Genomic DNA, 20,228 nt, shown 5'->3' with positions numbered 1-20,228 from the left:
CGGCCCCGGAATTCCCCTCCGGGAAACCTCAGGGACCATCCCGGATGTCCGCCGATCCCGCGTGCCGCATGCTCTTCGGTATGAGTGGTGCGAGTGAGACACGGGCACCGAAGCCGAGTCCGTTGAACGGCTTCGAGGAGACCGTGAAGGACTTCTGGGTCAGCCGGCCCCGGCGGCCGCACGCCGGGCGGAAGATAGCCGGGGTGGCCGCCGCCATCGGGTACCGGTACGGGATCGATCCCGTCGTCGTGCGGATCGCCCTCGTGGTCGCGACGATCTTCGGCGGCTTCGGCGTTCCCTTCTACCTGCTGGGGTGGCTGTTCCTGCCCGGCGAGAGCGACGAGGTCTCCGGCTTCGAAGGCCTGATCGGGCGCGGCCGGTCGTCGGTGTCGCCTGCCTTCGCCGTCGTGCTCTGCGTGCTCACCGTCGTCAGCATCGGGGGCAGCTTCGGCGGCTCGTGGTTCGACGGCGGCAGCCTCATCAGCTTCGCGCTCATCTCCATCGCGCTCTACCTGCTGCACCGCAACCGCGGCCAGGAGAACCGGCCCGCTCCGGTCGTCTCGCGGGCGCACTCGACCGCCTTCACCGGGAACGGAGCCTTCACCATGACCGACACCGCGACCGCGGCCGCGGAGACGAAGCCGGGGTGGGACCCGCTCGCCGCCGACCCGGCCGGCTGGGACCTGCCCGAGCCGCCGTCCTCGCAGCCGCCGCCTCCGCCCGCGCCGCCGACCTACCAGCGGCCCGAGCGGCGCCGCAACTCGAAGGTCGGCTCGGTGACCTTCGCGCTCGCCGTGCTGACCGCCGGTGGCGGCGTGCTGGCGAACCTCAACGGCGCGAGCTGGTTCTCCGCTCAGCACGTCATCGGCTCGGTGCTCGCCGTGGTCGGGATCGGCCTCGTCGTCGGCGCGTTCGCCCGCGGCGGGCGCGGCCTGATCGGGCTCGCCGTCCCGCTCGCGATCGCCGGGATGGTCCTCACGACCGTGCCGTTCGAGAACTTCGACTTCCGCGGCGGCGCGGAAGACCTCCGGGAGACCCCGCACTCCGTGACCGACGTGCAGCCGCTCTACCAGCACGCCGCGGGCGACCTCGACGTCGACCTGACCGAGCTGCCGGCCGGCTCCTCCCCGATCACCACCAACGTGGTCAACGGCGCGGGCAACACCACCGTCACCGTGCCGGACACGGCGGACGTCACCTTCGACTGCCACACCGGCGCCGGCTCGACGGAGTGTTTCGACCGCTCCACCGACGGCATCAGCCAGGACGCGCTGACCGGGACCGACTACGGCACCGACGGCGTCGGCGGCCAGAAGATCACCCTGCACGTGAAGAACAGCGTGGGCAACGTGGAGGTGCGCCGTGGCTGACCAGAACCCTTACGCCTACGACAACCCGACGGAGACACAGCCGCCCGCGAAGCGCGGTGGCGTGGACATCTTCACCCTGATCGTCGGAGTGGCGACCCTGCTCGTGTCGGCCTACGTCCTCTCGGACGGCGCGAGCTGGCTGCCGCAGTTCGACTTCCGCTGGGTGATCGCCGGCGGCGCGGTGTTCGTGGGGCTCATGCTCCTCGGCGCGTCGTTCGGCAAGCGCCGCCGATAACGACAAACCCACCACTCTCTCGAGGCCCCGGATCCCACGCCGGGGCCTCGAGTCCGTTCAAGGACTTACTCCCACTCGATCGTGCCCGGCGGCTTGGACGTGACGTCCAGGACCACCCGGTTGACCTCCGCCACCTCGTTGGTGATGCGGGTCGAGATCCGCTCCAGGACGTCGTAGGGCAGGCGAGTCCAGTCCGCGGTCATCGCGTCTTCGGACGACACCGGCCGCAGCACCACCGGGTGCCCGTAGGTCCGGCCGTCGCCCTGGACGCCGACGCTGCGGACGTCGGCGAGCAGCACCACCGGGCACTGCCAGATGCTGCGGTCCAGCCCGGCCGCCGTCAGCTCCTCGCGCGCGATCAAGTCGGCCGTTCGGAGAATGTCGAGGCGGTGTTGATCGACCGCGCCGATGACGCGGATGCCCAAGCCGGGGCCGGGGAACGGCTGGCGCTGCACGATCGTCTCGGGCAGGCCCAGCTCCGAGCCGACGCGGCGGACCTCGTCCTTGAACAGCAGCCGCAGCGGCTCGACCAGCTCGAACTGCAGGTCGTCCGGCAGGCCGCCGACGTTGTGGTGGCTCTTGATGTTGGCCGTGCCCTCGCCGCCGCCGGACTCGACGACGTCCGGGTACAGCGTGCCCTGGACCAGGAACCGGTAGTCGCCCGCGGCCTTGAGGTCGCGCTCGGCCTGCTCGAACACGCGGATGAACTCGCGGCCGATGATCTTGCGCTTCTGCTCCGGGTCGGTGACGTCGGCCAGCGCGTAGAGGAACCGTTCCCGCGCGTCGATCGTGACGAGGTTGACCCCGGTGGCGGAGACGAAGTCCTGCTCGACCTGGGTGCGCTCCCCCGCGCGCAGCAGGCCGTGGTCGACGAACACGCAGGTCAGCCGGTCGCCGATGGCGCGCTGCACGAGCGCGGCCGCGACGGCGGAGTCGACGCCGCCGGACAGGCCGCAGATCGCGCGGCCGTCACCGATCTGCTCGCTGATCCGCTTGACCTGGTCCTCGACGATCGACGACGTCGTCCACTGCGGCTCGATGCCGGCGATGTCACGCAGGAACCGGCGCAGCACCTCCTGGCCGTGCGGCGAGTGCGCGACCTCCGGGTGGTACTGGACGCCGGCGAAGCGGCGCTTGACGTCTTCGAAGCCGGCGACCTCGGCGCCGTCGGAGGAGGCCGTGACGACCGAGCCCTCCGGGGCCTTGGTGACGCTGTCGTTGTGGCTCATCCAGGCGGGCTGGTGCGCGGGCAGGCCGGCGTGCAGGACACCGCCGTCACCGGTGACGCGGACCTCGGTGCGGCCGAACTCCCGGACGCCGGTCGGCTCGACGACGCCGCCGAGCGCGCTGGCCAGCAGCTGGTGGCCGTAGCAGATGCCGAACATCGGCACGCCGGCTTCGGTGAGCTTCGGGTCCATGCCGGGCGCGCCTTCGACGTACACGCTCGAAGGTCCGCCGGAGAGGATGATGGCCGCGGGGTTCTTCGCGAGGATCTCTTCGGTGGACGCGCTGTGCGGCACGACCTCGGAATAGATCTGTGCCTCGCGGACGCGCCGGGCGATCAGCTGCGCGTACTGCGCCCCGAAGTCCACGACGAGAACCGGACCGGTGGGGTTGGGCACCTGAGGACCTCCTGGCGAGAAGCGGGAATCCCCTCCATCGTCCCAGGTGGGCTGGGTCACCCGGGATTCAGGGCCGCCCCTGTCCTCGATCCGGCCTACGGTGCCGGTATGGCTGTGAACTGGACGAAGGAACTGACCGACCAGCTCGACTTCCACTGGAACGTCCTGGTGCGCCCGAAGCTCGAGGGGCTCACCGACGACGAGTACCTGTGGGAGCCGGTCGCGGGCTGCTGGACCGTGCGGGCGCGGAAGTCCGACGACGAACCCGGCAGCGGTCCGTTCACCATCGATTTTGCGTTCCCGGAGCCGACACCACCGCCGGTCACGACGGTCGCTTGGCGGCTCAACCACATCCTCGTCGGCGTCCTCGGCATGCGGTCCGCGTCGCACTTCGACGGCCCGGCGATGACCTACGACGACTACCCGTACCCGGGAACGGCCGCCGAAGCGATGGCCCTGCTCGACGAGTACTACGCCCGGTGGGTCGAAGGGGTCAAGTCCCTCGACGACGACGCCCTGGCGCGGCCGTGCGGCCCGGCGGAGGGCCCGTACGCGGAGTACCCGATGGCCACCCTGGTGCTGCACATCCACCGCGAGATGATCCACCACTGCGCCGAAGTCCTCCTGCTGCGCGACCTCTACCGGAGCCGGCCCCTGTAACACCGAGTCACCGTCGGCCCGATTCACCGGGTAACGAGCGTGGCTCCGCCCGGGGCCGCCGCCGAGGGGGCCCGCGCATGCTCTACCGACTCCGCCCACCAGCCCGGCTGACCTGGTGCGACGTGCCCGGGTACGCGGTCTCCCGGGTCGACGACCAGCCGGCGCCCGACTGGGAACGGCTGTCGTGGCTGCCCGCCGAAACCCGCGCGTTCAGCAACGACCTCCTGCGGATCGCCGCCCGGTACGGCGTGCGATCGGGCGGCGGGATCGTCCTCGACGCCCGGCACACCGAGGACCTGGGCCGGGCCGACCTGCTGCGGTGCGAGCGGATCGCCGCCGCGCAGGCCCGGGCGGAGCTGCGCAGCGGCGCGGGCGGGCAGCCGGTGGGGGTGCTCGGCTCGAACGCCCGGCTCGAAGACCGGGAGTGGGAACTCACCGAGGAAGCGGCTCGTGCGGCCGAAACGGACCTAGCCGAGATCCTCGCGGTGCCCGTGCGGGTCGACCTGGTCGCGCACTGGCAGCGGCTCGGCGGCCGCTACCCGGACTGAGACGTCGTGACCGGCCGCGGCAGGAGCAGGAAGCCGAGGGCCATCCCCAGCAGGCACGGGAGGCCGTGGTTGTCGTGCACCACCGTGTCGACCACGGCCAGCACCGGCACCGCGAACGCCATGACCCGGAACTGCACCGGCAGCACCACGCCGTAGCGGCGTGACGCCACCACGACCACCGCCGCCAGCGCGCCGATCAGGCCGACGACGCACATCGAGTTGCCCGCGCCGACCGGGTTCAGCCAGACGTAGCTCATGAACTGGCCGAACAGTCCGCACCCGAAGTAGAGGACCAGCCAGCGAGCGCGGCCGAACACGCGCTCGGCGAGCGTGCCGAACACCGCCAGCCAGAGCAGGTTCGAGACGAGGCCGAACGCCCAGCCGTCCTGGAAGAACATGCCCGTCACCAGGCGGTACCACTCGCCGTCGTCGATGCGGGCCGCGTCGCGGACGACCGCGTCGTAGAGCGGCGGATGCGCCAGCTGCGCGATCCCGCACGCCAGCGTCACCAGGAACACCGCGGCGGTGAGGTACGGCCGGCGGGCTCCCAGCGCGAGTCGCCCGAACGGGGTGCGGGATGCGGTGCGGGTGGTCATGGACGAAAATCTAGGCGCGACAGCGCCGCCGCACCCCCGACGTTTGTCACGAACCTCCACGGGAAAGGCACTGGCATGCGAGCGACAGTCATCTACGGCGCCGGCGACGTCCGGGTCGAGACCGTTCCCGACCCGAAGCTGGCCGAGCCGACCGACGTCGTCCTGCGGGTCGTGCGGTCCTGCATCTGCGGCAGCGACCTCTGGCCGTACGCTGACATGCCGCCCCGCGAGCACGGACGCCGGATCGGGCACGAGTTCCTCGGGATCGTCGAGGAGACCGGCGCCGACGTCGCGACGGTCAAGAAAGGCGATCTCGCCGTCGCGCCGTTCGTCTGGTCCGACAACACCTGCGAGTTCTGCCGCGAAGGGCTCCAGACGTCCTGCCTGCACGGCGGCGGCTGGGGCGCGAAGGGCGTCGACGGCGGTCAGGGCGAGGCCGTACGCGTGCCGCAGGCCGACGGGACGCTGGTCAAGCTCCCGCACACCGAGGACGACGACCTGCTCGCGTCCATGCTGACGCTGTCCGACGTCTTCTCGACCGGCCACCACGCCGCGGTGAAGGCGCGCGTGAGCGAGGGCCAAAACGTCACCGTCATCGGCGACGGCGCCGTCGGACTCTCCGCCGTCCTCGCGGCGAAGCGGCTCGGCGCCGACCGGATCGTCCTCATGGGCCGCCACCGGGCGCGCACCGACCTCGGCCGCGAGTTCGGCGCGACCGATGTCGTCGCCGAGCGCGGTGACGAAGGCATCGAGAAGGTGCGCGAGCTGACGAACGGCCAGGGGACGCACGCCGTCCTCGAGTGCGTCGGCACGAAGGGCGCCTTCGAGATGGGCGTCGGGGTCGTGCGCGCGGGCGGCGCGGTCAGCCGGGTCGGCCTGCCGCAGTACGAAGAAGGCCCGATCGGCGTGGGCGTGTTCCGCCGCAACGTCACCGTCACCGGCGGCGTCGCCCCGGCCCGGCACTACATCCCCGAGCTGCTGCCGGACGTCCTCGACGGCAAGTACCAGCCCGGCAAGGTCTTCGACCGGACCATCGACGTCGAGGGCGTGCCGGACGGCTACCGCGCCATGGCGGACCGCGAGGCGCTGAAGGTGCTCATCAAGCCGTGACCCGTCCGGGTGGAGGTCCGGAGGGTCAGGACGCCGGCAAAGTCGCGTCTGCCGGGCGGGACGTCATGAAAGGGTCGTTCATGACGTCCGGCGACATGAAAGAGTCGTTCATGACGTCGCCGACCCCCACCCAACGTCGCGAATGACTCATTCGGGACCCACCTCGCGGGAACCGTGACCCGTCCGGGTGGGGGCGGGCGGGGTGCGATACAGCGAGCTCCCACCCGGATTACGTTGGTGCGCATGGACATGATCACCCCCGAGCCGCGCCCCGCCTGGATCGCCGGCCGCCCGGAACCGGGCGCCACCACCCTCGTCGTGCACCACCCGTACGACGGCAGCGAGGTCGCCACGGTCGCCGTGCCCGGGCCGGAGCAGGTCGAGCGCGCGGTCGCCGCCGCGGTGTCCGTCGCGAAGGAGCTGCGCGCCACACCCGCGCACGTTCGCGCGGGCGCGCTCGAGCACGTGTCCCGGGTGCTCGCCGCGCGCGCCGAGGAGATCGCCGAAGTCATCACGGCCGAGAACGGCAAGCCGCTCAAGTGGGCCGAGGCCGAGGTCAAGCGCGCGGTGTCGGTGTTCCGCATCGCCGCCGAGGAAGCCCGCCGGTTCACCGGCGACGTCCAGCGGCTCGACACCGACCCGGCGGGCGAGGCGCGGCTGGCTTTGACCCGCCGCGTGCCGCGCGGGCCGGTGCTCGGCATCGCGCCGTTCAACTTCCCGCTCAACCTGGTGGCGCACAAGGTCGCGCCGTCGCTGGCGATCGGCGCTCCGATCATCGTCAAGCCGGCGCCGCGGACGCCGTTGTCGTCGTTGGTCCTCGGCGAGATCCTGGCCGAGACGGACCTGCCCGAGGGGTCGTTTTCCGTACTGCCAGTGGGAAACGAGGAGACGAAAGCGCTCGTCGCCGACCCGCGGCTGCCCGTCGTGTCCTTCACCGGCTCGGGCCCGGTCGGCTGGTCGCTCAAGGACGCCGCGCCGCGCAAGCACGTCGTGCTGGAGCTCGGCGGCAACGCGGCGGCCGTCGTGCTGCGCGACTGGCCCGACCCCGAAGGCGCCGCGCACCGCATCGCCACCTTCGGCAACTACCAGGCCGGGCAGTCCTGCATCGCCGTGCAGCGGGTGATCGTGGACGCCGCCGTCGCCGAAGAGTTCGTGCCGGCACTGCTGGAAGCGGTCGAATCGCAGCGGACCGGCGACCCGTACGACCGCAACACCGACGTCGGCCCGGTCGTCGACGAAGCCGCCGCCGAGCGGATCGTCGCGTGGGTCGACGAGGCCGTCGCGGCGGGCGCGAAGCTGCTCACCGGCGGGACGCGCGAGGGCGCGACCGTCGCTCCCACCCTGCTCACCGACGTCCCGCCGGACACCAAGGCCTGGGCGGAGGAGATCTTCGGGCCGGTGCTCGCGGTGTCCGTTGTGGACGGTGTGGACGAGGCCTTCCGCTCGGTCAACGAATCCGCGTACGGCCTGCAGGCCGGCGTCTTCACCACCGACGTCCAGCTGGCCTTCCACGCCTCGGCGGAGCTGGAGGTCGGCGGCGTGATCATCGGCGACGTCCCGTCCTACCGCGCCGACCAGATGCCCTACGGCGGCGTCAAGGGCTCCGGCGTCGGCCGCGAAGGCGTCCTCGCCGCCATGCACGACCTGACGGAAGAGCGGGTCACGGTCTTCACCGGCATCGACCTCTAAGCGACGACGCCCTGCCCGAACCGGAAGACGTTGTAGGGGTCGTACTTCTTGGAGACGTCCTGCAGCCGCTTGGCGTTGTCGCCGTAGTAGGCGGCCTTCCAGTCGGGCAGGGCGGGGTCGATGTAGTTGACGTACCCGCCGCCCGCCCCGGCCGCCGCGAGACCCGCGACGACGTCGCCCACCGACCGCGCCACCTTCGACCGGGTCTTCGCCGTCGCGGGCGCGTAGATCTGCACGCTGGCCAGCGCGTCGCGGTGCCAGAACGCCGTCGCGTCCTTCGCCGGCTCGCCCACCTTCCCGCCGAGGCCGTCGATGAGCAGGTCCATGCCCGCCCGGCCGTCGGCCAGGGCGACGATCTTCGCCGGGTCGACCGGGCTCGTGATGATCCGCGACGACGCGACGAACGACTGCCGGGCCGAGCTGCCGGAGAAGTAGTTCATGGCGCCGAGGTAGTCGAGGGCCTTCACCGTGCGCTGCGTCGGCCGTGCGCCGGCGTTGGCGGTGAGGTTGTTCAGCAGCGTGTTCAGCCCGGACGGCGGCCCGACGTAGCAGCCGCCGACGCGGCACTGGACCGGCGAACCGCCGGAGAGCACGATGTTCGCCCACAGCTCCGGCGGCATCGCGGCGATCCACGCCTGCCACGCGCCGAGCACGCCCGCCGCGGAACCGGACGGGAAGTGCAGCGAGAACACCGTCAGGTTCGGCGCGGGATCGGTGTCGAAGGTGAACTCGGTGACGATGCCGAAGTTGCCGCCACCCCCGCCGCGCAGCGCCCAGAACAGATCCGGCTCGGAGCTCGCGGACGCCGTCACCAGCTTGCCGTCGGCCGTCACGACCTGCGCGGAGCTCAGGTGGTCACACGTCAGGCCGTACTTGCGCGAGAGCACGCCGATGCCGCCGCCGAGGGTCAGCCCGGCGATCCCGACCGTCGGGCACGAGCCGGCGGGCAGGGCACGACCGGCCTGCGCCAGGCCGGCGTAGACGTCCTTCAGCTTCGCGCCGGCGCCGATCACGGCCTGGGTGCCCCGGATGTCCACTTTGTTCATCGCGGACACGTCGATGACGAGCCCGCTCTCGGGGACCGAATAGCCGGCGTAGCAGTGGCCGCCGCTGCGCGCGGCGAGCGCCACGCGCCCGGCGGCGCCCTGGATGCAGGCCTGCACGTCCTGGACGCTCGACGCCGTCACCACGGCGATCGGGTTGTTGCCGTCGAAGAGCGGGTTGAAGGCGCGCTTGGCGGTGGCGTAGCCGTCGCTGCCCGGGCGCAGCAGGCCGCCGGCCAGCTTGGAGCGCAGGTCGTCCCAGTTCGGCGGCCCGGTGGGCAGCCGGCTGGGGGGCGGCCCGGACGTGATCGGCGGCGGCGTGGCCGTCGAAGCGGCGGGCGCCGTGGGGCTGCCCGGCCCGCACGCGGCGGCGACGGCACCGGCCGCCGACACGCCCGCGACCCGGAGGAACGCCCTTCTGTCCAGGTAATCGAAGACGTGCGGCCGTCCGCCGGGTTGCCCGGTCACCGGGCCGGCCTGCTCACGCTGTCCACATCGGACTCCTCGCTGCCGGGGACGCCCAGCTTAGGGCCGGACCCGGGGATCCGCGCCCCTGATCGGTACACGGAGGACGGTCGCGGTCAGTTCACGGCGGCTTCACGACCAGGCGGGGATCCGCGGCACGTCGCCGTCGAGGCTCTCGCCGTCGGAGCGCCCGCTCAACCAGGCCAGGAGCTGCCCGCTCGTGCCGGTGACGGTCGCGCCGGGGACGGCGCCCATCGTCCACTCCCCGGTTCCCTCGGCGACCAGGCGGAGCGCGGGCAGGTGCGCGCTCCGGGAGGTGATCGCGTGCTGGACGACGTCCTGCGCGAGCGGGCCGAGAAGAGCCAGGACGCGGTCGAGGTCGTAGCCCCGGTCGAGGTCGGCGAGGTGGATGGTCAGCTCGGACACCCGCATCCGCGCGACGACGGTCCCGCTGACGGGCGCGCCCTGCCGGTTTCGGGCTTCTCGCGCCCAGGCGTCGTCGGGCAGGCCGGCGGCATACTCCTCGAAGCGCGCGGCGGAGGCGACGAAGTCGGCGAGGATGTCGGCGGCCCCGCGTCGGGCCCCGGCCTCGATGTCGGCTTCGCGGGCCTCGGCGCTGGCGTACATCGGCGTCTCGACCCCGGTGTTCGCCCAGTTCAGCAGGTTCTTGAGGCCATCGGCGTTGCGCGCGACGTGCGCGAGGACGTGGGCGCGCGACCACCCGGGCAACGCACTGGGGGCGCGCAGTTCGGGCTCACCGAGGCCACCGATGGCCAGCGCCCATTCGTCGTCGAGCTTCCGTACCCCGTCGAGCAGCGCGTGCGCCTTCTCGGATGCCGTCACGGCCCCGAGTCTAGGACCGCCGCAGTGCTGCCGGGGCGTCGGCGGGCACCGCCGGGTTCTTCGGCGCCACCGGCGTCAACCGGACGTACGACGACTCCTGCGATGGCCGCTGGTCCGCCTCGCCCTTGTTCGGCCAGAACGAGAACGCCCGCTCGGCCTGCGCCGTGATGGTCAGCGACGGGTTCACGCCCAGGTTGGCCGTGATCGCCGCGCCGTCCACCACCGACAGGCCCGGGTAGCCGAACACCCGGTGGTACGGGTCGATCACGCCCTCCTCGGCGGACGCGCCGATCGGGACGCCGCCGATGAAGTGCGCGGTCAGCGGGATGTCGAAGATCTCGCCCCACGTGCCGCCCGCGATGCCGCCGATGCGGTCCGCCGTGCGCTCGTTCGCTTCGTGGCCGGCCGGGATGAAGCTCGGGTTCGGCTCGCCGTGGCCCTGCTTCGACGTGTACTTGCGCCGCCCGAACAGCCCGCGCCGCGTGTACGTCGTGATCGAGTTGTCGAGGCTCTGCATCACCAGCAGGATCACCGTGCGCTCGCTCCAGCGGTAGCCGTTGAGCAGCTTCGCCGCCTGCACCGGGTGCTTGACCATGAAGCTCACGGCCTGCCGCCAGCGCGGCACCGGCGACGCGCCGTCGGTCGCGATCGTCTGCAGCAGGCTCATCGCGTTGCTGCCCTTGCCGTAGCGCACCGGCTCGATGTGGGTGTTCTCGTCCGGGTGGATCGACGACGTGATCGCGACCCCGCGGCTGAAGTTCCGGCTCTCGTCGACCTCGGTCCGGGCCGCGCCGATGATCGCCTCGGAGTTCGTCCGGGTCAGCTCGCCCAGCCGCCGCGACAACCGGGGCAGCGTGCCGGTGTCCTTCATCCGGTGCAGCAGGTTCTGCGTGCCCCACGTACCGGCGGCGAAGACGACCTTCTCGGCCGTGATCGTCGTCCGGAACCGGCGAGACGTCGTGCCGGTCTTCTTCAGGTCGACTTCGTAGCCGCCGTCGACCGGGCGCACCGACGTCACCGTCGTCAGCGGGATGACCTGCGCGCCGTCCTGCTCGGCGAGGTACAGGTAGTTCTTGACCAGCGTGTTCTTCGCGCCGACGCGGCAGCCGGTCATGCAGGCGCCACACTCGGTGCAGCCGACGCGCTCGGGTCCGGCGCCGCCGAAGTACGGGTCGGCCGCCTTCGAGCCGGGCTTGCCGAAGTACACGCCGACGGGCGTCGGGTGGAACGAATCGGCGACGCCCATGTCCTTCGCGACGTCGCGCATCACGACGTCCGAAGGCGTGATCGTCGGGTTCGTGACGACGCCGAGCATCCGGCCGGCCTGGTCGTAGTGCGGCGCGAGCTCGGTTTCCCAGTCGGTGATGTGCGACCACTGCTGATCCGCGTAGAACGGCTTGAGCGGCCGGTACAGCGTGTTCGCGTAGACGAGCGACCCACCACCGACGCCGGCGCCCGCCAGCACCATGACGTCGTTGAGCATGTGGATGCGCTGGATCCCGTAGCAGCCGACCTGCGGTGCCCACAGGTAGCGCTTGAGGTCCCACGACGTCTTCGCGAACTCGTCGTCGGCGAACCTCCGCCCGGCCTCGATGACGGCTACCCGGTAGCCCTTTTCGGTGAGCCGCAGCGCCGCGACGCTGCCGCCGAACCCCGACCCCACCACGACGACGTCGTAGTCGAGGGCACCCGCACTGGTGGTGGTGTTACTGGCAGTCACACCTTGAGCCTAACCCGGGGTTCCCGTCCTGACCAGAGGTAAGTTACTCACCAGTCACCCACTTGCACGCTTTCCCGATGGTCATTGTGGGTATTCACTGAGTAGCTCGATGTTCACGCTCGGCGAGACCCGTCGGCGGGACACGATTTCCGGGAGGGACCGACATGGGCCCCCAGCAGCTCACCGGTTGGCGCAAGTCGAGCCACAGCCACTTCGAGGAGAACGCCTGCGTGGAGGTGGGCACCGGCCCGGGCGTCGTCGGGGTGCGGGACACCAAGCAGGCGGCGCTCGCCGCCCGCCCGGTGCTCGTCTATTCCGAAAACGCCTTCGCCGCGTTCCTCGCGCACGTCACCGGCGGACGGTGAGCCCCACCCGCTGGAACTCCTTGAGGTCCGAGTAACCCGTCTTCGCCATCGCACGGCGGAGTGCCCCGAAGAGGTTCACCACGCCTTCCGCGTCGGACGACGGCCCGAACAGCAGGGTCTTGAGGTCGACGGCGTAGTCCGGCCCGGCCGCCACGCGCGAGCGCGGCAGCGACGGGTGCGCGGCCGCCGCCGTCCAGTAGAGGCCCTGACCGGGTGCGTCCGACGCGGCGGCCAGCGGGGAGCCCAGCATGACGGCGTCCGCGCCGCACGCGATGGCCTTCGCGATGTCGCCCGACACCGTCATGCCGCCGTCCGCCAGGACGTGCACGTAGCGGCCACCAGTCTCGTCGAGGTAGTCGCGGCGGGCGGCCGCGGCGTCGATGATCGCCGTGGCCATCGGGACGCCGATGCCGAGGACGCGGTCGGTGCTCGTGACGCCCGGCGTGTAGCCGTGGCCGACGATCACGCCGGCCGCGCCGGTGCGCATGAGGTGCATCGCCGTGCGGTAGTCGCTGACGCCGCCGGCGATCACCGGCACGTCGAGGCGGCCGATGAAGTCCTTGAGGTTCAGCGGCTCGGCTTCGCGCACCACGTGCTCGGCGGAGATGATCGTGCCCTGCACGACGAGGATCTCGACGCCGGCCGCGATCAGGTCCGGGGTCAGCTCGGCGGCGTGCTGCGGGCTGACGCGCGCGGCCACCGTGACGCCGGACTCGCGGACCGTCTTGATGGCCTCGGACAGCAGGTCGAGCTGGATCGGCGCGGCGTGCAGCTCCTGCAGCACCCGGCCGATCGCGGTCGGGTCCTCGAGGTCCTCGGCCGCGCGAACCAGCTGGAAGATGGCGTCTTCGACGTTCGCGTGCCGCGCCCAGAGGCCCTCGGCGTTGAGCACGCCCAGGCCGCCCAGCTCGCCGACGGCGACCGCGGTGCCGGGCGAGACGATCGCGTCCGTGGGGTGCGTGACGAGCGGCAGGTCGAAGCGGTAGGCGTCGATCTGCCAGGAAGTGGACACCACCGAAGACGACCGGGTCCGCCGCGACGGCACGATCTCGACGTCGTCGAGGTCATAAGCCCGCCGCGCGGTGCGGCCCATCCCGATCTCGACCAGGTCCCGCACGTGAAGCCTCCTCCGACGACGACAATCTGCCGTGCCCCATTGTCGCCAGTCCGCGTGGGTGACCCGCGCACGGGGGTTAGAACAGCAGCAACACCGGCGCCACGCCCGCTTCGAGCCCGGCCACGGTGCTCAGCGCGGCCGGCAGCGGGCGCTCGGCCGCGGCCGCGTGGGCCAGGGCGCCGGCCAGCGCTCCGCCGCCGAGCAGCACGGCCCAGAAGGCCAGGCTTTCCCCGGCGTCGGTGCCGATCGGACGGCGGTAGACCACGATGGCCTGTACCTCCCGCCCGACCGCGGAGATTTCGATCCTGACGTCGTCCCCCGACCGGAGGTGGACGCCCTTCTCGGAGCCCTCGGCTTCGAAGCGCTCGCCGGACGCCGTGCGCAGGACCAGGTGGTAGGTGTGGTGGCCCCCGGACCCCGACTCGTAGTCGTGGCTCGCCTCGACGACGGCTTCCGCGCGCTCGACCGGCCCGGCCGACTCGAGGATCCCGTACACCGCGAAGGTCAGGCCCGCTCCGGCGGCGACGGCCCACGCCGCGGGCGCGGCCAGACTGACGGGCACGTCACACCCGCACGAAGACGGCGACGGGCGCCAGCAGCGCGCCCAGGGCCAGGGCCAGCCAGGTCGCCACCGGTGGGTAGACGTTCAGCCGGACCGCGCCGAAGTACATCGCGCCCAGCGCGAACAGGGCCGCGCAGATCAGCAGCACCGGCCGGATCACCCCCGGCCGCAGGTCGACCACGCCACCACCGGCGCGGAGGTAGGCGATGCTGCCGTCCGCCGTCGAGACGTCGAGCGCGACCGGCTGCCCGGCCGGCAGGTCGAGGCCGGGATCGACCGCGGTGACACGGTAGAGCCGGTGCCCGGCGTCGACCGCGATGGTGTGGCTGACCGCCTCGTCGTCCCCGCCGACCGGGAGGGCTCCCCGCTCGTGGGACAGGACGTGCCCGTCGACGCGGAAGGTGGGCGCGTCGCGGCCGGCCAGCACCTGGCACATCAGGCAGACGATCCCGCCGAGGAACAGCGACACGAGCGCGACGGCCGTGAAGAACACCTTGCGCAGCACGCGCGTGAAGCGGCTGACCGTCATGGCGTTCAGTGCACACCACGACGGCCACGGAAGGCGATAGGCCGATTACCGTAAGCACTGTGGGTCACGGTGACTCAGCGGGAAACCCGCACTTCGGACCGGTTCGGAGTGCGGGTTCCGCTGCAGGGCGTTAGCGAGTCGTGTAGTTAGGGGCCTCGACGGTCATCGTGATGTCGTGCGGGTGGCTCTCCTTGAGGCCGGCCGCGGTGATCCGGACCAGCTGGGCCTCCTGCAGCTCGGCGATCGTGTTCGCGCCCGCGTAGCCCATGCCGGAGCGCAGGCCGCCGACGAGCTGGTGCACGACGTTGGCCAGCGGCCCGCGGAACGGGATGCGGCCCTCGATGCCTTCGGGGACCAGCTTGTCCTCGCTCAGCACGTCGTCCTGGGCGTAGCGGTCCTTGGAGTACGACTTCGCCTGGCCACGCGACTGCATCGCGCCGAGCGAGCCCATGCCGCGGTAGACCTTGAACTGCTTGCCGTTGACCAGGATGAGGTCACCGGGCGACTCGGCGGTGCCGGCCAGCAGGCTGCCCAGCATCACCGTGGACGCGCCGGACGCGATCGCCTTCGCGATGTCGCCGGAGTACTGGATGCCGCCGTCGCCGATCACCGGGACGCCCGCCGGGCGGCACGCCTGGTCGGCCTCGTAGATCGCGGAGATCTGCGGGACGCCGACACCCGCGACGATCCGGGTGGTGCAGATCGAGCCCGGGCCGACGCCGACCTTGACCCCGTCCGCGCCCGCGTCGACCAGTGCCTGCGCGCCCGCCCGGGTCGCGACGTTGCCGCCGACGATGTCGACCGCGTCACCCAGCTCCTTCTTCAGCAGCGAGACGGTGTCGACGACCGCGCGGGAGTGCCCGTGCGCCGTGTCGACCATCAGGACGTCGACGCCCGCGTCGGCCAGCGCCATCGCGCGCTTGTGGCCGTCCGGGCCGACGCCGACCGCGGCGCCGACGATCAGGCGGCCGTCCGGGTCCTTCGTCGCCTTCGGGTACTGCTCGGTCTTCACGAAGTCCTTGACCGTGATCAGCCCGCGCAGCTTGCCCGCGCCGTCGACGATCGGCAGCTTCTCGATCTTGTGCCGGCGCAGCAGGCCGAGCGCCGCGGAAGCGGACACGCCGACCTGCGCGGTGACCAGCGGCGCCTTCGTCATGACCTCGGACACCGGGCGGCTGTGATCGACCTCGAACCGCATGTCGCGGTTGGTGATGATGCCCACCAGCGCGCCGGACGCGTCGGCCACCGGCACCCCGGAGATGCGGAACTTCGCGCACAGCGCGTCGACCTCGGCCAGTGTCGCGTCGGGCGAGCAGGTGACCGGGTCGGTGACCATGCCCGCCTCGGACCGCTTCACGACCTCGACGGCGGCGGCCTGCTCGTCGATCGGCAGGTTGCGCTGGAGCACGCCGATGCCGCCCTGGCGGGCCATGGCGATGGCCATCCGCGCTTCGGTGACGGTGTCCATCGCGGCGGAGACCAGCGGGATGCCGAGGGTGATGTTCCGGGTCAGCCGCGTGCCGGTGTCCACCGCGCTGGGCACGACGTCCGACTCGGCCGGCAGCAGCAGCACGTCGTCGAAGGTCAGGCCGAGCATGGCGAACTTGGCCGGCATGGGGGCGGTGATGCCGTCGCTGGTCATAGCGGGTGAAGGGCCTTCCTGACGCGGGATGAGCGGGGTCGCTGTGGCGACTCGGAGCCTTCCCCTCATGATATCCGCCGCGCGAGCCCGGCCCGGGCGGTGGGCGAGCCGCCGGGACCGCCCGGTACCGTGCTGGCCGTGGCGCATGATGTCTTGCCTCCAGACCCGTTCGCGAACGACCCGGACGACCCGGCCCGGGCGTTCCTCGTCGACGAGGACCGGCCGGACGAGCCGATCAGCGACCAGGAACGCACGGAGCTGCTGGCCGACCTCTCCGATCTGGCCGTCTACCAGGCACTCCTCGAGCCGCGCGCGGTCCGCGGGATCGTCGTCGACTGCGGTGAGTGCGACGAACCGCACTACCACGACTGGCACCTGCTGCGGGCCAGCCTGGAGCAGCTGCTGGCCGACGGGCGGATGCGCCCGCACGAGCCGGCCTACGACCCGAACCCCGGCGACTACGTGAGCTGGGACTACTGCCGCGGCTTCGCCGACGGCGTGACGGCCAACGAAAGCGCCTACTGAGTCCGTGAAAAAGCCCTGGTGAGCTTGCTCACCAGGGCTTTTTCACGTCCGAGGTACTACTAGCCGTCGCCCGCGCCCTGCCCGCCGACGGCGGACTCGCTGCGGCCCGTGTTCGTGCCGGGGTCGTTGCCGCTCGCGGCCGTGGTGGACGGCGGCGGCTCGGTGGTCGGCGGCGGCGGTTCGGTGGTCGGCGGCGGGGGCGTCGGGGTCGGCGTCCCGGTGCCCGGCAGGCTGGTGGTGCCGCTGCCGCTGCCCGGGATGGACGTCGCCGAGCCGGCCGGCGGCACCTGCGTCGAGGAGGCTCCGCCGGGCGGGACCTGCGGCGAAGTGGTCTGGATCGGGCCTTGGACCGGCGCGTCCGGGTTCTGGAGCTGCGCGGCCAGCTGCCGGTGCTGCTCCATCAACTGGTCGCGGTTGTCCTCGTCGCTGACCTGCGACAGAGCGGCCTGGGCGGCGTCGAGGGCTTCGCGGGCGGCGTCGAGGTTGCCACCGGCGATGGCCAGGTTCGCCTTCTCGAGGTCGAGCTTCGCGTTCGCGGCCGCCTCGACCGAGCGGGTGTGATCGGAGTACAGGACCTTCGCCAGGCCCCACAGGGTGTCGCCGGGTTGCGCGGAGCGCGCGGCCAGCCCGGTACCGGTGAACGCGATCGCCAGCACGGCGGCGGCGACGGCGACCGGGACGAGCAGCCTGCGACGGCGTCCGCTAGAAGCGTGTTGCTTCGCGAGACTCGCGGTGGTGACGGTCCGCACAGCGGTGTCGACGTCGACCAGTTCGGCCAAGGGCTCACTGTCGATGTCTCTTCGCCACGCCACCAGCAACGCGTTGAGCTCCTGGTCGCCGAGGCCGTCGGCCAGCGCCGGGTCGGACCCGCCGAGCGCGTCGAGCAGCGCGTCGTCCGCTTGGACCGCCGACAGGTCGGCGGCGAATTCCGCCTCCGACGACGACAAGCCATTCCCGAACACGTCATCGGGCTCGTAGCCCTTCTCGTGACCGGTCACTCAGATCACCTCCTCCGCGGCCAGGACCTTTCTCAGCCGCGCGAGGGCGCGGTGCTGGGCTACGCGGACGGCGCCGGGCGTGGAGCCGACCGCGTCCGCGGTCTCCTCCGCCGACAGGCCGACGACCACGCGCAACACCACGATCTCCCGCTGCTTGTCCGGCAGCACCTGCAACAACTGGGACATCCGCTCGTTCAGCTCACCTTGCAGCGCCCGCTGCTCGGGGCCGACCCCGCCTTCGACCTCGTCGGGGATCTCGGCCACCGGCTCGGCCCGGTTGCGCGCCGCCGCGCGGTGCGCGTCGGCCACCTTGTGCTGGGCGATTCCGTAGACGAAGGCCAGGAAAGGGCGGCCTTGATCGCGATACGAGGGCAATGCCGTTAGCACCGCGAGACACACCTCCTGCGCAACGTCGTCCGCCGAAGCGAACGATCGCTCCTGCCTGCCAACCCGGGCGCGGCAATACCGCACTACCAGTGGACGGATAGCAGCCAGCAGCCGCTCCACTGCCTGGGGATCTCCCTCGACAGCAGCGGCGACCGGTTCATCCAGTCCATCCCCCACATTGGCCATCGCAGACAACAGTCCCAGTGTTACGCGTAGGTGTGCAAAGAACCCGGCCCGTGGTCGCCTCCACCCCGAACCGGTGACCGCTACCGTACCTTCGGCCCGCTTCGGGCCGGCGCGCGCGGTGTTCCCCGGCGCGCCGCACCGCCTGGAGGCGCGGAAATACGGATTATCGTGCTGACCCGCGGTCGATATCGTCGAACAACGAGCGAACGGCGTCGCGGGTACGAGCTCCGTCGGAGGGACGGGTGCCGGGGCGGGGGTCCGCCCCGGGGCTGCCCAGGTGGGCGCCGGAGTGTGATGGGGACCACACAGGTACGGGCCAGGGCGGAGCGCCCTGGCCCGTCGTCACCTGTATTCCGGCCGTGTCAGGATCGAGGAGAAGCCGCGGGGACGGGTCAGCTGACCAGGCCGCGACGGAAGCCGTGCGCCACGGCCTGCGCGCGGTCGCGCACGCCGAGCTTGCGGAACAGCCGCCGGGCGTGGGTCTTGACCGTGTCCTCGGACAGGTACAGCTCGCGGCCGATCTGGCCGTTGCTCTTGCCCTGGCTCATCCCGCGGAGCACCTGAAGCTCGCGCTCGGTCAGCTGGACGCCCGGGTCGGACGGCTGACGGGGCGCGGGCACCGAGGTGCTCGCCAGGGTGTGGGCCAGTGCGGCGACGAGCTCCGGCCGGGACGCGTCCCAGCGGAGGTAGCCTCGGGCACCGCCGGCGATCGCGGCGGCGATGCTGCCCGCGTCGTCCGGGGCGCCGAAGACGATGACGTTCGCCTGGGGGTTTGCGGAGACGAGCCGTCGAGTGGCTTCGACACCTGTCGGAACCGCGCGTTGCGTTCCGACCAGCACGACGTCGACGGGCTGACGGGAGTACCGGGCCAGCAGCTCGTCACCGTGCGCTACGCAGTCGATGCGACTGACCCCAGGGACCGCGGACATCACTCGGGTGAGCCCTTCACGGACACTGCGTCGGTCGTCGCAGATCAAGACCGTCGTCACGGGGTTTCCTTCCTGCAGCCGGGTGACATTCCACTTCCCCTATCGGACGCTTTAGCCCGAACCTTGACACGATCCGGTGGCTTTTTTTGAACTTTCTTAGCCCGGATGCCGGAACACCCCATTCCGACGGCTCAACGACCCGGGGCGGGCACCCATGGCGATTCCCCCGCGATCCTCCTTCCGCAAGGATCTGCGCTTCGTAACACTGCGTGCAACACCTCTGCGGCTCTGAATCGATACTCCTCGGCGTGTCCTGGGCGCACATCGGCCATGACGAGGGCTGCGGGCCACAAAAGTGAAAGCAGTTCGCATTCCTCGGCGGTCGCCATTGCCTTTCCGACAAGGCCGTCCGAAATGTTCTGGTGATCGGGAGCCCCGGCGGCCCGCAGGGCCACGGCCAGCACAATCCCGGATTTCACGGTGTGCCGCCGCGCACCACGGGCTTGGGCCGTTTCGAATGCGCGCTCGGCGTGCGGCACGGCGGCGGCGCCCTGACCTGCGGCGAGCTCGATCTCGGCGCCGACCCAGCCGCCGCGGACCCGCGCCCGCCACCCGGCGTCTTCCGCTTCGGCCCGCGCGGCGAGCCTTCGGGCGGCTCGGAGGCGGCCGAGGGCGAGGTTGTCGGCGGCCAGGCCGAGGAGGGCGTCGGCCCGCGCGCCTGCGGCGTCGAGACCGTCGGGGTCTGGCCCGGATTCTTGGCCGGCGGCTTTCGCGAAGGCCTCGCCGTCGAGCGCACGGGCCTCCCGGTGGCCCCCCAGCTGCCTCCGGTGGGCGGCGAGGGTGCTGGCGGCCAGTGAGGCGTCGATGGGGCCGGCTTCGCGCCTCAGCGGGCCGAGCAGAGCCGCGGCGGCGGCATACCGGCCCTGGGCACCGAGCACGACGGCGGCGAGCAGCCGTTCCCGCGAACCGCCGGCACCGCGCGTGACGGCGGGATCGGGCAGCGGATCGCTCCCGAACGCGGCGGCCCTGAGGGCGGGTTCGTGCACCCGTCCTTTCTAGCGGTTACCACCGACAGAATCATGATCGA

The 20,228-nt window shown here is 71.7% G+C and carries 21 protein-coding genes; 8 read left to right on the top strand and 13 right to left on the bottom strand.

Annotated elements, in window-relative coordinates:
* The first annotated feature begins 80 nt into the window (after positions 1-80).
* Together AB0N03_RS18105 and AB0N03_RS18100 are read left to right on the top strand one after the other, a co-directional pair.
* Complete coding sequence (locus tag AB0N03_RS18105) at positions 81-1,370, top strand: PspC domain-containing protein (RefSeq protein WP_364372473.1); 1,290 nt, start codon at positions 81-83, stop codon at positions 1,368-1,370.
* Positions 1,363-1,605: a hypothetical protein gene (locus AB0N03_RS18100; RefSeq protein ID WP_364372470.1), complete on the top strand. Its 243-nt coding sequence runs from the start codon at positions 1,363-1,365 to the stop codon at positions 1,603-1,605. Before AB0N03_RS18105 ends, AB0N03_RS18100 begins: the two co-directional genes overlap by 8 nt.
* Before the next feature lie 65 nt (positions 1,606-1,670).
* Here the strand turns inward: AB0N03_RS18100 and guaA are convergent, their stop codons facing one another.
* The gene (gene guaA / locus AB0N03_RS18095; RefSeq protein WP_364372467.1) at positions 1,671-3,227 is read right to left on the bottom strand and encodes a glutamine-hydrolyzing GMP synthase; all 1,557 of its coding nucleotides are present in this window, start codon (positions 3,225-3,227) and stop codon (positions 1,671-1,673) included.
* Between the two features lie 108 nt (positions 3,228-3,335).
* Here guaA and AB0N03_RS18090 point away from each other — a divergent pair, with 108 nt between their 5' ends.
* Together AB0N03_RS18090 and AB0N03_RS18085 are read left to right on the top strand one after the other, a co-directional pair.
* Positions 3,336-3,887 (top strand): DinB family protein, encoded by a 552-nt coding sequence (locus AB0N03_RS18090; protein ID WP_364372464.1) that lies wholly within the window; start codon positions 3,336-3,338, stop codon positions 3,885-3,887.
* Positions 3,888-3,964: 77 nt separating this feature from the next.
* Complete coding sequence (locus tag AB0N03_RS18085; RefSeq protein WP_364372461.1) at positions 3,965-4,435, top strand: hypothetical protein; 471 nt, start codon at positions 3,965-3,967, stop codon at positions 4,433-4,435.
* Here AB0N03_RS18085 and AB0N03_RS18080 read toward each other — a convergent pair.
* On the bottom strand, positions 4,423-5,031 hold the full coding sequence (locus AB0N03_RS18080) for a rhomboid family intramembrane serine protease (RefSeq protein WP_364372458.1): 609 nt from the start codon (positions 5,029-5,031) through the stop codon (positions 4,423-4,425). The two genes, AB0N03_RS18085 and AB0N03_RS18080, sit on opposite strands and share 13 nt — an antisense overlap.
* 75 nt (positions 5,032-5,106) lie before the next feature.
* Between AB0N03_RS18080 and AB0N03_RS18075 the strand changes: the two genes are divergently transcribed.
* Together AB0N03_RS18075 and AB0N03_RS18070 are read left to right on the top strand one after the other, a co-directional pair.
* Positions 5,107-6,141, top strand: a complete 1,035-nt coding sequence (locus AB0N03_RS18075) for a zinc-dependent alcohol dehydrogenase family protein (protein ID WP_364372455.1) — start codon at positions 5,107-5,109, stop codon at positions 6,139-6,141.
* 243 nt (positions 6,142-6,384) lie between these two features.
* A complete protein-coding gene (locus AB0N03_RS18070) occupies positions 6,385-7,830 on the top strand; it encodes an aldehyde dehydrogenase family protein (RefSeq protein ID WP_364372452.1) in 1,446 nt (481 codons plus the stop codon).
* Here AB0N03_RS18070 and AB0N03_RS18065 read toward each other — a convergent pair.
* The 3 genes from AB0N03_RS18065 to AB0N03_RS18055 form a co-directional block, all read right to left on the bottom strand.
* A complete protein-coding gene (locus tag AB0N03_RS18065) occupies positions 7,827-9,341 on the bottom strand; it encodes an FAD-binding oxidoreductase (protein ID WP_364372449.1) in 1,515 nt (504 codons plus the stop codon). The two genes, AB0N03_RS18070 and AB0N03_RS18065, sit on opposite strands and share 4 nt — an antisense overlap.
* Before the next feature lie 129 nt (positions 9,342-9,470).
* Positions 9,471-10,181 carry a maleylpyruvate isomerase family mycothiol-dependent enzyme gene (locus AB0N03_RS18060; protein WP_364372446.1) on the bottom strand — a complete coding sequence of 237 codons (711 nt, stop codon included), beginning with the start codon at positions 10,179-10,181 and terminating at the stop codon, positions 9,471-9,473.
* A 10-nt stretch (positions 10,182-10,191) separates the two neighbouring features.
* Positions 10,192-11,901 (bottom strand): GMC family oxidoreductase, encoded by a 1,710-nt coding sequence (locus tag AB0N03_RS18055; RefSeq protein WP_364372444.1) that lies wholly within the window; start codon positions 11,899-11,901, stop codon positions 10,192-10,194.
* A 164-nt stretch (positions 11,902-12,065) separates the two neighbouring features.
* Between AB0N03_RS18055 and AB0N03_RS18050 the strand changes: the two genes are divergently transcribed.
* Positions 12,066-12,266 carry a DUF397 domain-containing protein gene (locus AB0N03_RS18050; RefSeq protein WP_364372442.1) on the top strand — a complete coding sequence of 67 codons (201 nt, stop codon included), beginning with the start codon at positions 12,066-12,068 and terminating at the stop codon, positions 12,264-12,266.
* On the opposite strand, the gene AB0N03_RS18045 is transcribed toward AB0N03_RS18050, so the two are convergent.
* The 4 genes from AB0N03_RS18045 to guaB all read right to left on the bottom strand — a co-directional run bounded on the left by AB0N03_RS18045 (position 12,250) and on the right by guaB (position 16,116).
* Positions 12,250-13,383, bottom strand: coding sequence for a GuaB3 family IMP dehydrogenase-related protein (locus AB0N03_RS18045; RefSeq protein WP_364372439.1), 1,134 nt, complete (start codon positions 13,381-13,383; stop codon positions 12,250-12,252). The two genes, AB0N03_RS18050 and AB0N03_RS18045, sit on opposite strands and share 17 nt — an antisense overlap.
* A 76-nt stretch (positions 13,384-13,459) precedes the next feature.
* Positions 13,460-13,945, bottom strand: a complete 486-nt coding sequence (locus tag AB0N03_RS18040) for a hypothetical protein (RefSeq protein WP_364372436.1) — start codon at positions 13,943-13,945, stop codon at positions 13,460-13,462.
* 1 nt (position 13,946) lies between these two features.
* On the bottom strand, positions 13,947-14,474 hold the full coding sequence (locus tag AB0N03_RS18035) for a hypothetical protein (protein ID WP_364372433.1): 528 nt from the start codon (positions 14,472-14,474) through the stop codon (positions 13,947-13,949).
* Between the two features lie 130 nt (positions 14,475-14,604).
* On the bottom strand, positions 14,605-16,116 hold the full coding sequence (gene guaB, locus AB0N03_RS18030) for an IMP dehydrogenase (RefSeq protein WP_364372430.1): 1,512 nt from the start codon (positions 16,114-16,116) through the stop codon (positions 14,605-14,607).
* 129 nt (positions 16,117-16,245) lie between these two features.
* Here guaB and AB0N03_RS18025 point away from each other — a divergent pair, with 129 nt between their 5' ends.
* The gene (locus AB0N03_RS18025; protein WP_364372956.1) at positions 16,246-16,641 is read left to right on the top strand and encodes a DUF5319 domain-containing protein; all 396 of its coding nucleotides are present in this window, start codon (positions 16,246-16,248) and stop codon (positions 16,639-16,641) included.
* 59 nt (positions 16,642-16,700) lie between these two features.
* On the opposite strand, the gene AB0N03_RS18020 is transcribed toward AB0N03_RS18025, so the two are convergent.
* From AB0N03_RS18020 to AB0N03_RS18005, 4 genes are all read right to left on the bottom strand, one after another.
* Entirely contained in the window at positions 16,701-17,639 is a 939-nt protein-coding gene (locus AB0N03_RS18020; RefSeq protein ID WP_364372427.1) for an anti-sigma-D factor RsdA, read from the bottom strand.
* The gene (locus AB0N03_RS18015) at positions 17,640-18,212 is read right to left on the bottom strand and encodes a sigma-70 family RNA polymerase sigma factor (RefSeq protein ID WP_026468912.1); all 573 of its coding nucleotides are present in this window, start codon (positions 18,210-18,212) and stop codon (positions 17,640-17,642) included.
* A 392-nt stretch (positions 18,213-18,604) separates the two neighbouring features.
* Entirely contained in the window at positions 18,605-19,201 is a 597-nt protein-coding gene (locus AB0N03_RS18010; protein WP_003073605.1) for a response regulator transcription factor, read from the bottom strand.
* Positions 19,202-19,332: 131 nt separating this feature from the next.
* A complete protein-coding gene (locus AB0N03_RS18005; RefSeq protein WP_364372424.1) occupies positions 19,333-20,187 on the bottom strand; it encodes a hypothetical protein in 855 nt (284 codons plus the stop codon).
* Between the last annotated feature and the right edge of the window lie 41 nt (positions 20,188-20,228).

It is taken from the genome of Amycolatopsis sp. NPDC051061, from assembly GCF_040682935.1.
Lineage (GTDB): Bacteria > Actinomycetota > Actinomycetes > Mycobacteriales > Pseudonocardiaceae > Amycolatopsis.
Note: the sequence above shows the minus strand (reverse complement) of the source record. Positions and strands in the feature narration are given on the sequence as shown.

What these genes read in the sequence shown, in the direction of transcription:
- AB0N03_RS18105 (WP_364372473.1), top strand. Translation starts at nt 81, where the DNA reads ATGAGTGGTGCGAGTGAGACACGGGCACCGAAGCCGAGTCCGTTGAAC.
- AB0N03_RS18090 (WP_364372464.1), top strand. Translation starts at nt 3,336, where the DNA reads ATGGCTGTGAACTGGACGAAGGAACTGACCGACCAGCTCGACTTCCAC.
- AB0N03_RS18085 (WP_364372461.1), top strand. Translation starts at nt 3,965, where the DNA reads ATGCTCTACCGACTCCGCCCACCAGCCCGGCTGACCTGGTGCGACGTG.
- AB0N03_RS18080 (WP_364372458.1), bottom strand. Translation starts at nt 5,031, where the DNA reads ATGACCACCCGCACCGCATCCCGCACCCCGTTCGGGCGACTCGCGCTG.
- AB0N03_RS18075 (WP_364372455.1), top strand. Translation starts at nt 5,107, where the DNA reads ATGCGAGCGACAGTCATCTACGGCGCCGGCGACGTCCGGGTCGAGACC.
- AB0N03_RS18070 (WP_364372452.1), top strand. Translation starts at nt 6,385, where the DNA reads ATGGACATGATCACCCCCGAGCCGCGCCCCGCCTGGATCGCCGGCCGC.
- AB0N03_RS18050 (WP_364372442.1), top strand. Translation starts at nt 12,066, where the DNA reads ATGGGCCCCCAGCAGCTCACCGGTTGGCGCAAGTCGAGCCACAGCCAC.
- AB0N03_RS18035 (WP_364372433.1), bottom strand. Translation starts at nt 14,474, where the DNA reads ATGACGGTCAGCCGCTTCACGCGCGTGCTGCGCAAGGTGTTCTTCACG.
- guaB (WP_364372430.1), bottom strand. Translation starts at nt 16,116, where the DNA reads ATGACCAGCGACGGCATCACCGCCCCCATGCCGGCCAAGTTCGCCATG.
- AB0N03_RS18015 (WP_026468912.1), bottom strand. Translation starts at nt 18,212, where the DNA reads ATGGCCAATGTGGGGGATGGACTGGATGAACCGGTCGCCGCTGCTGTC.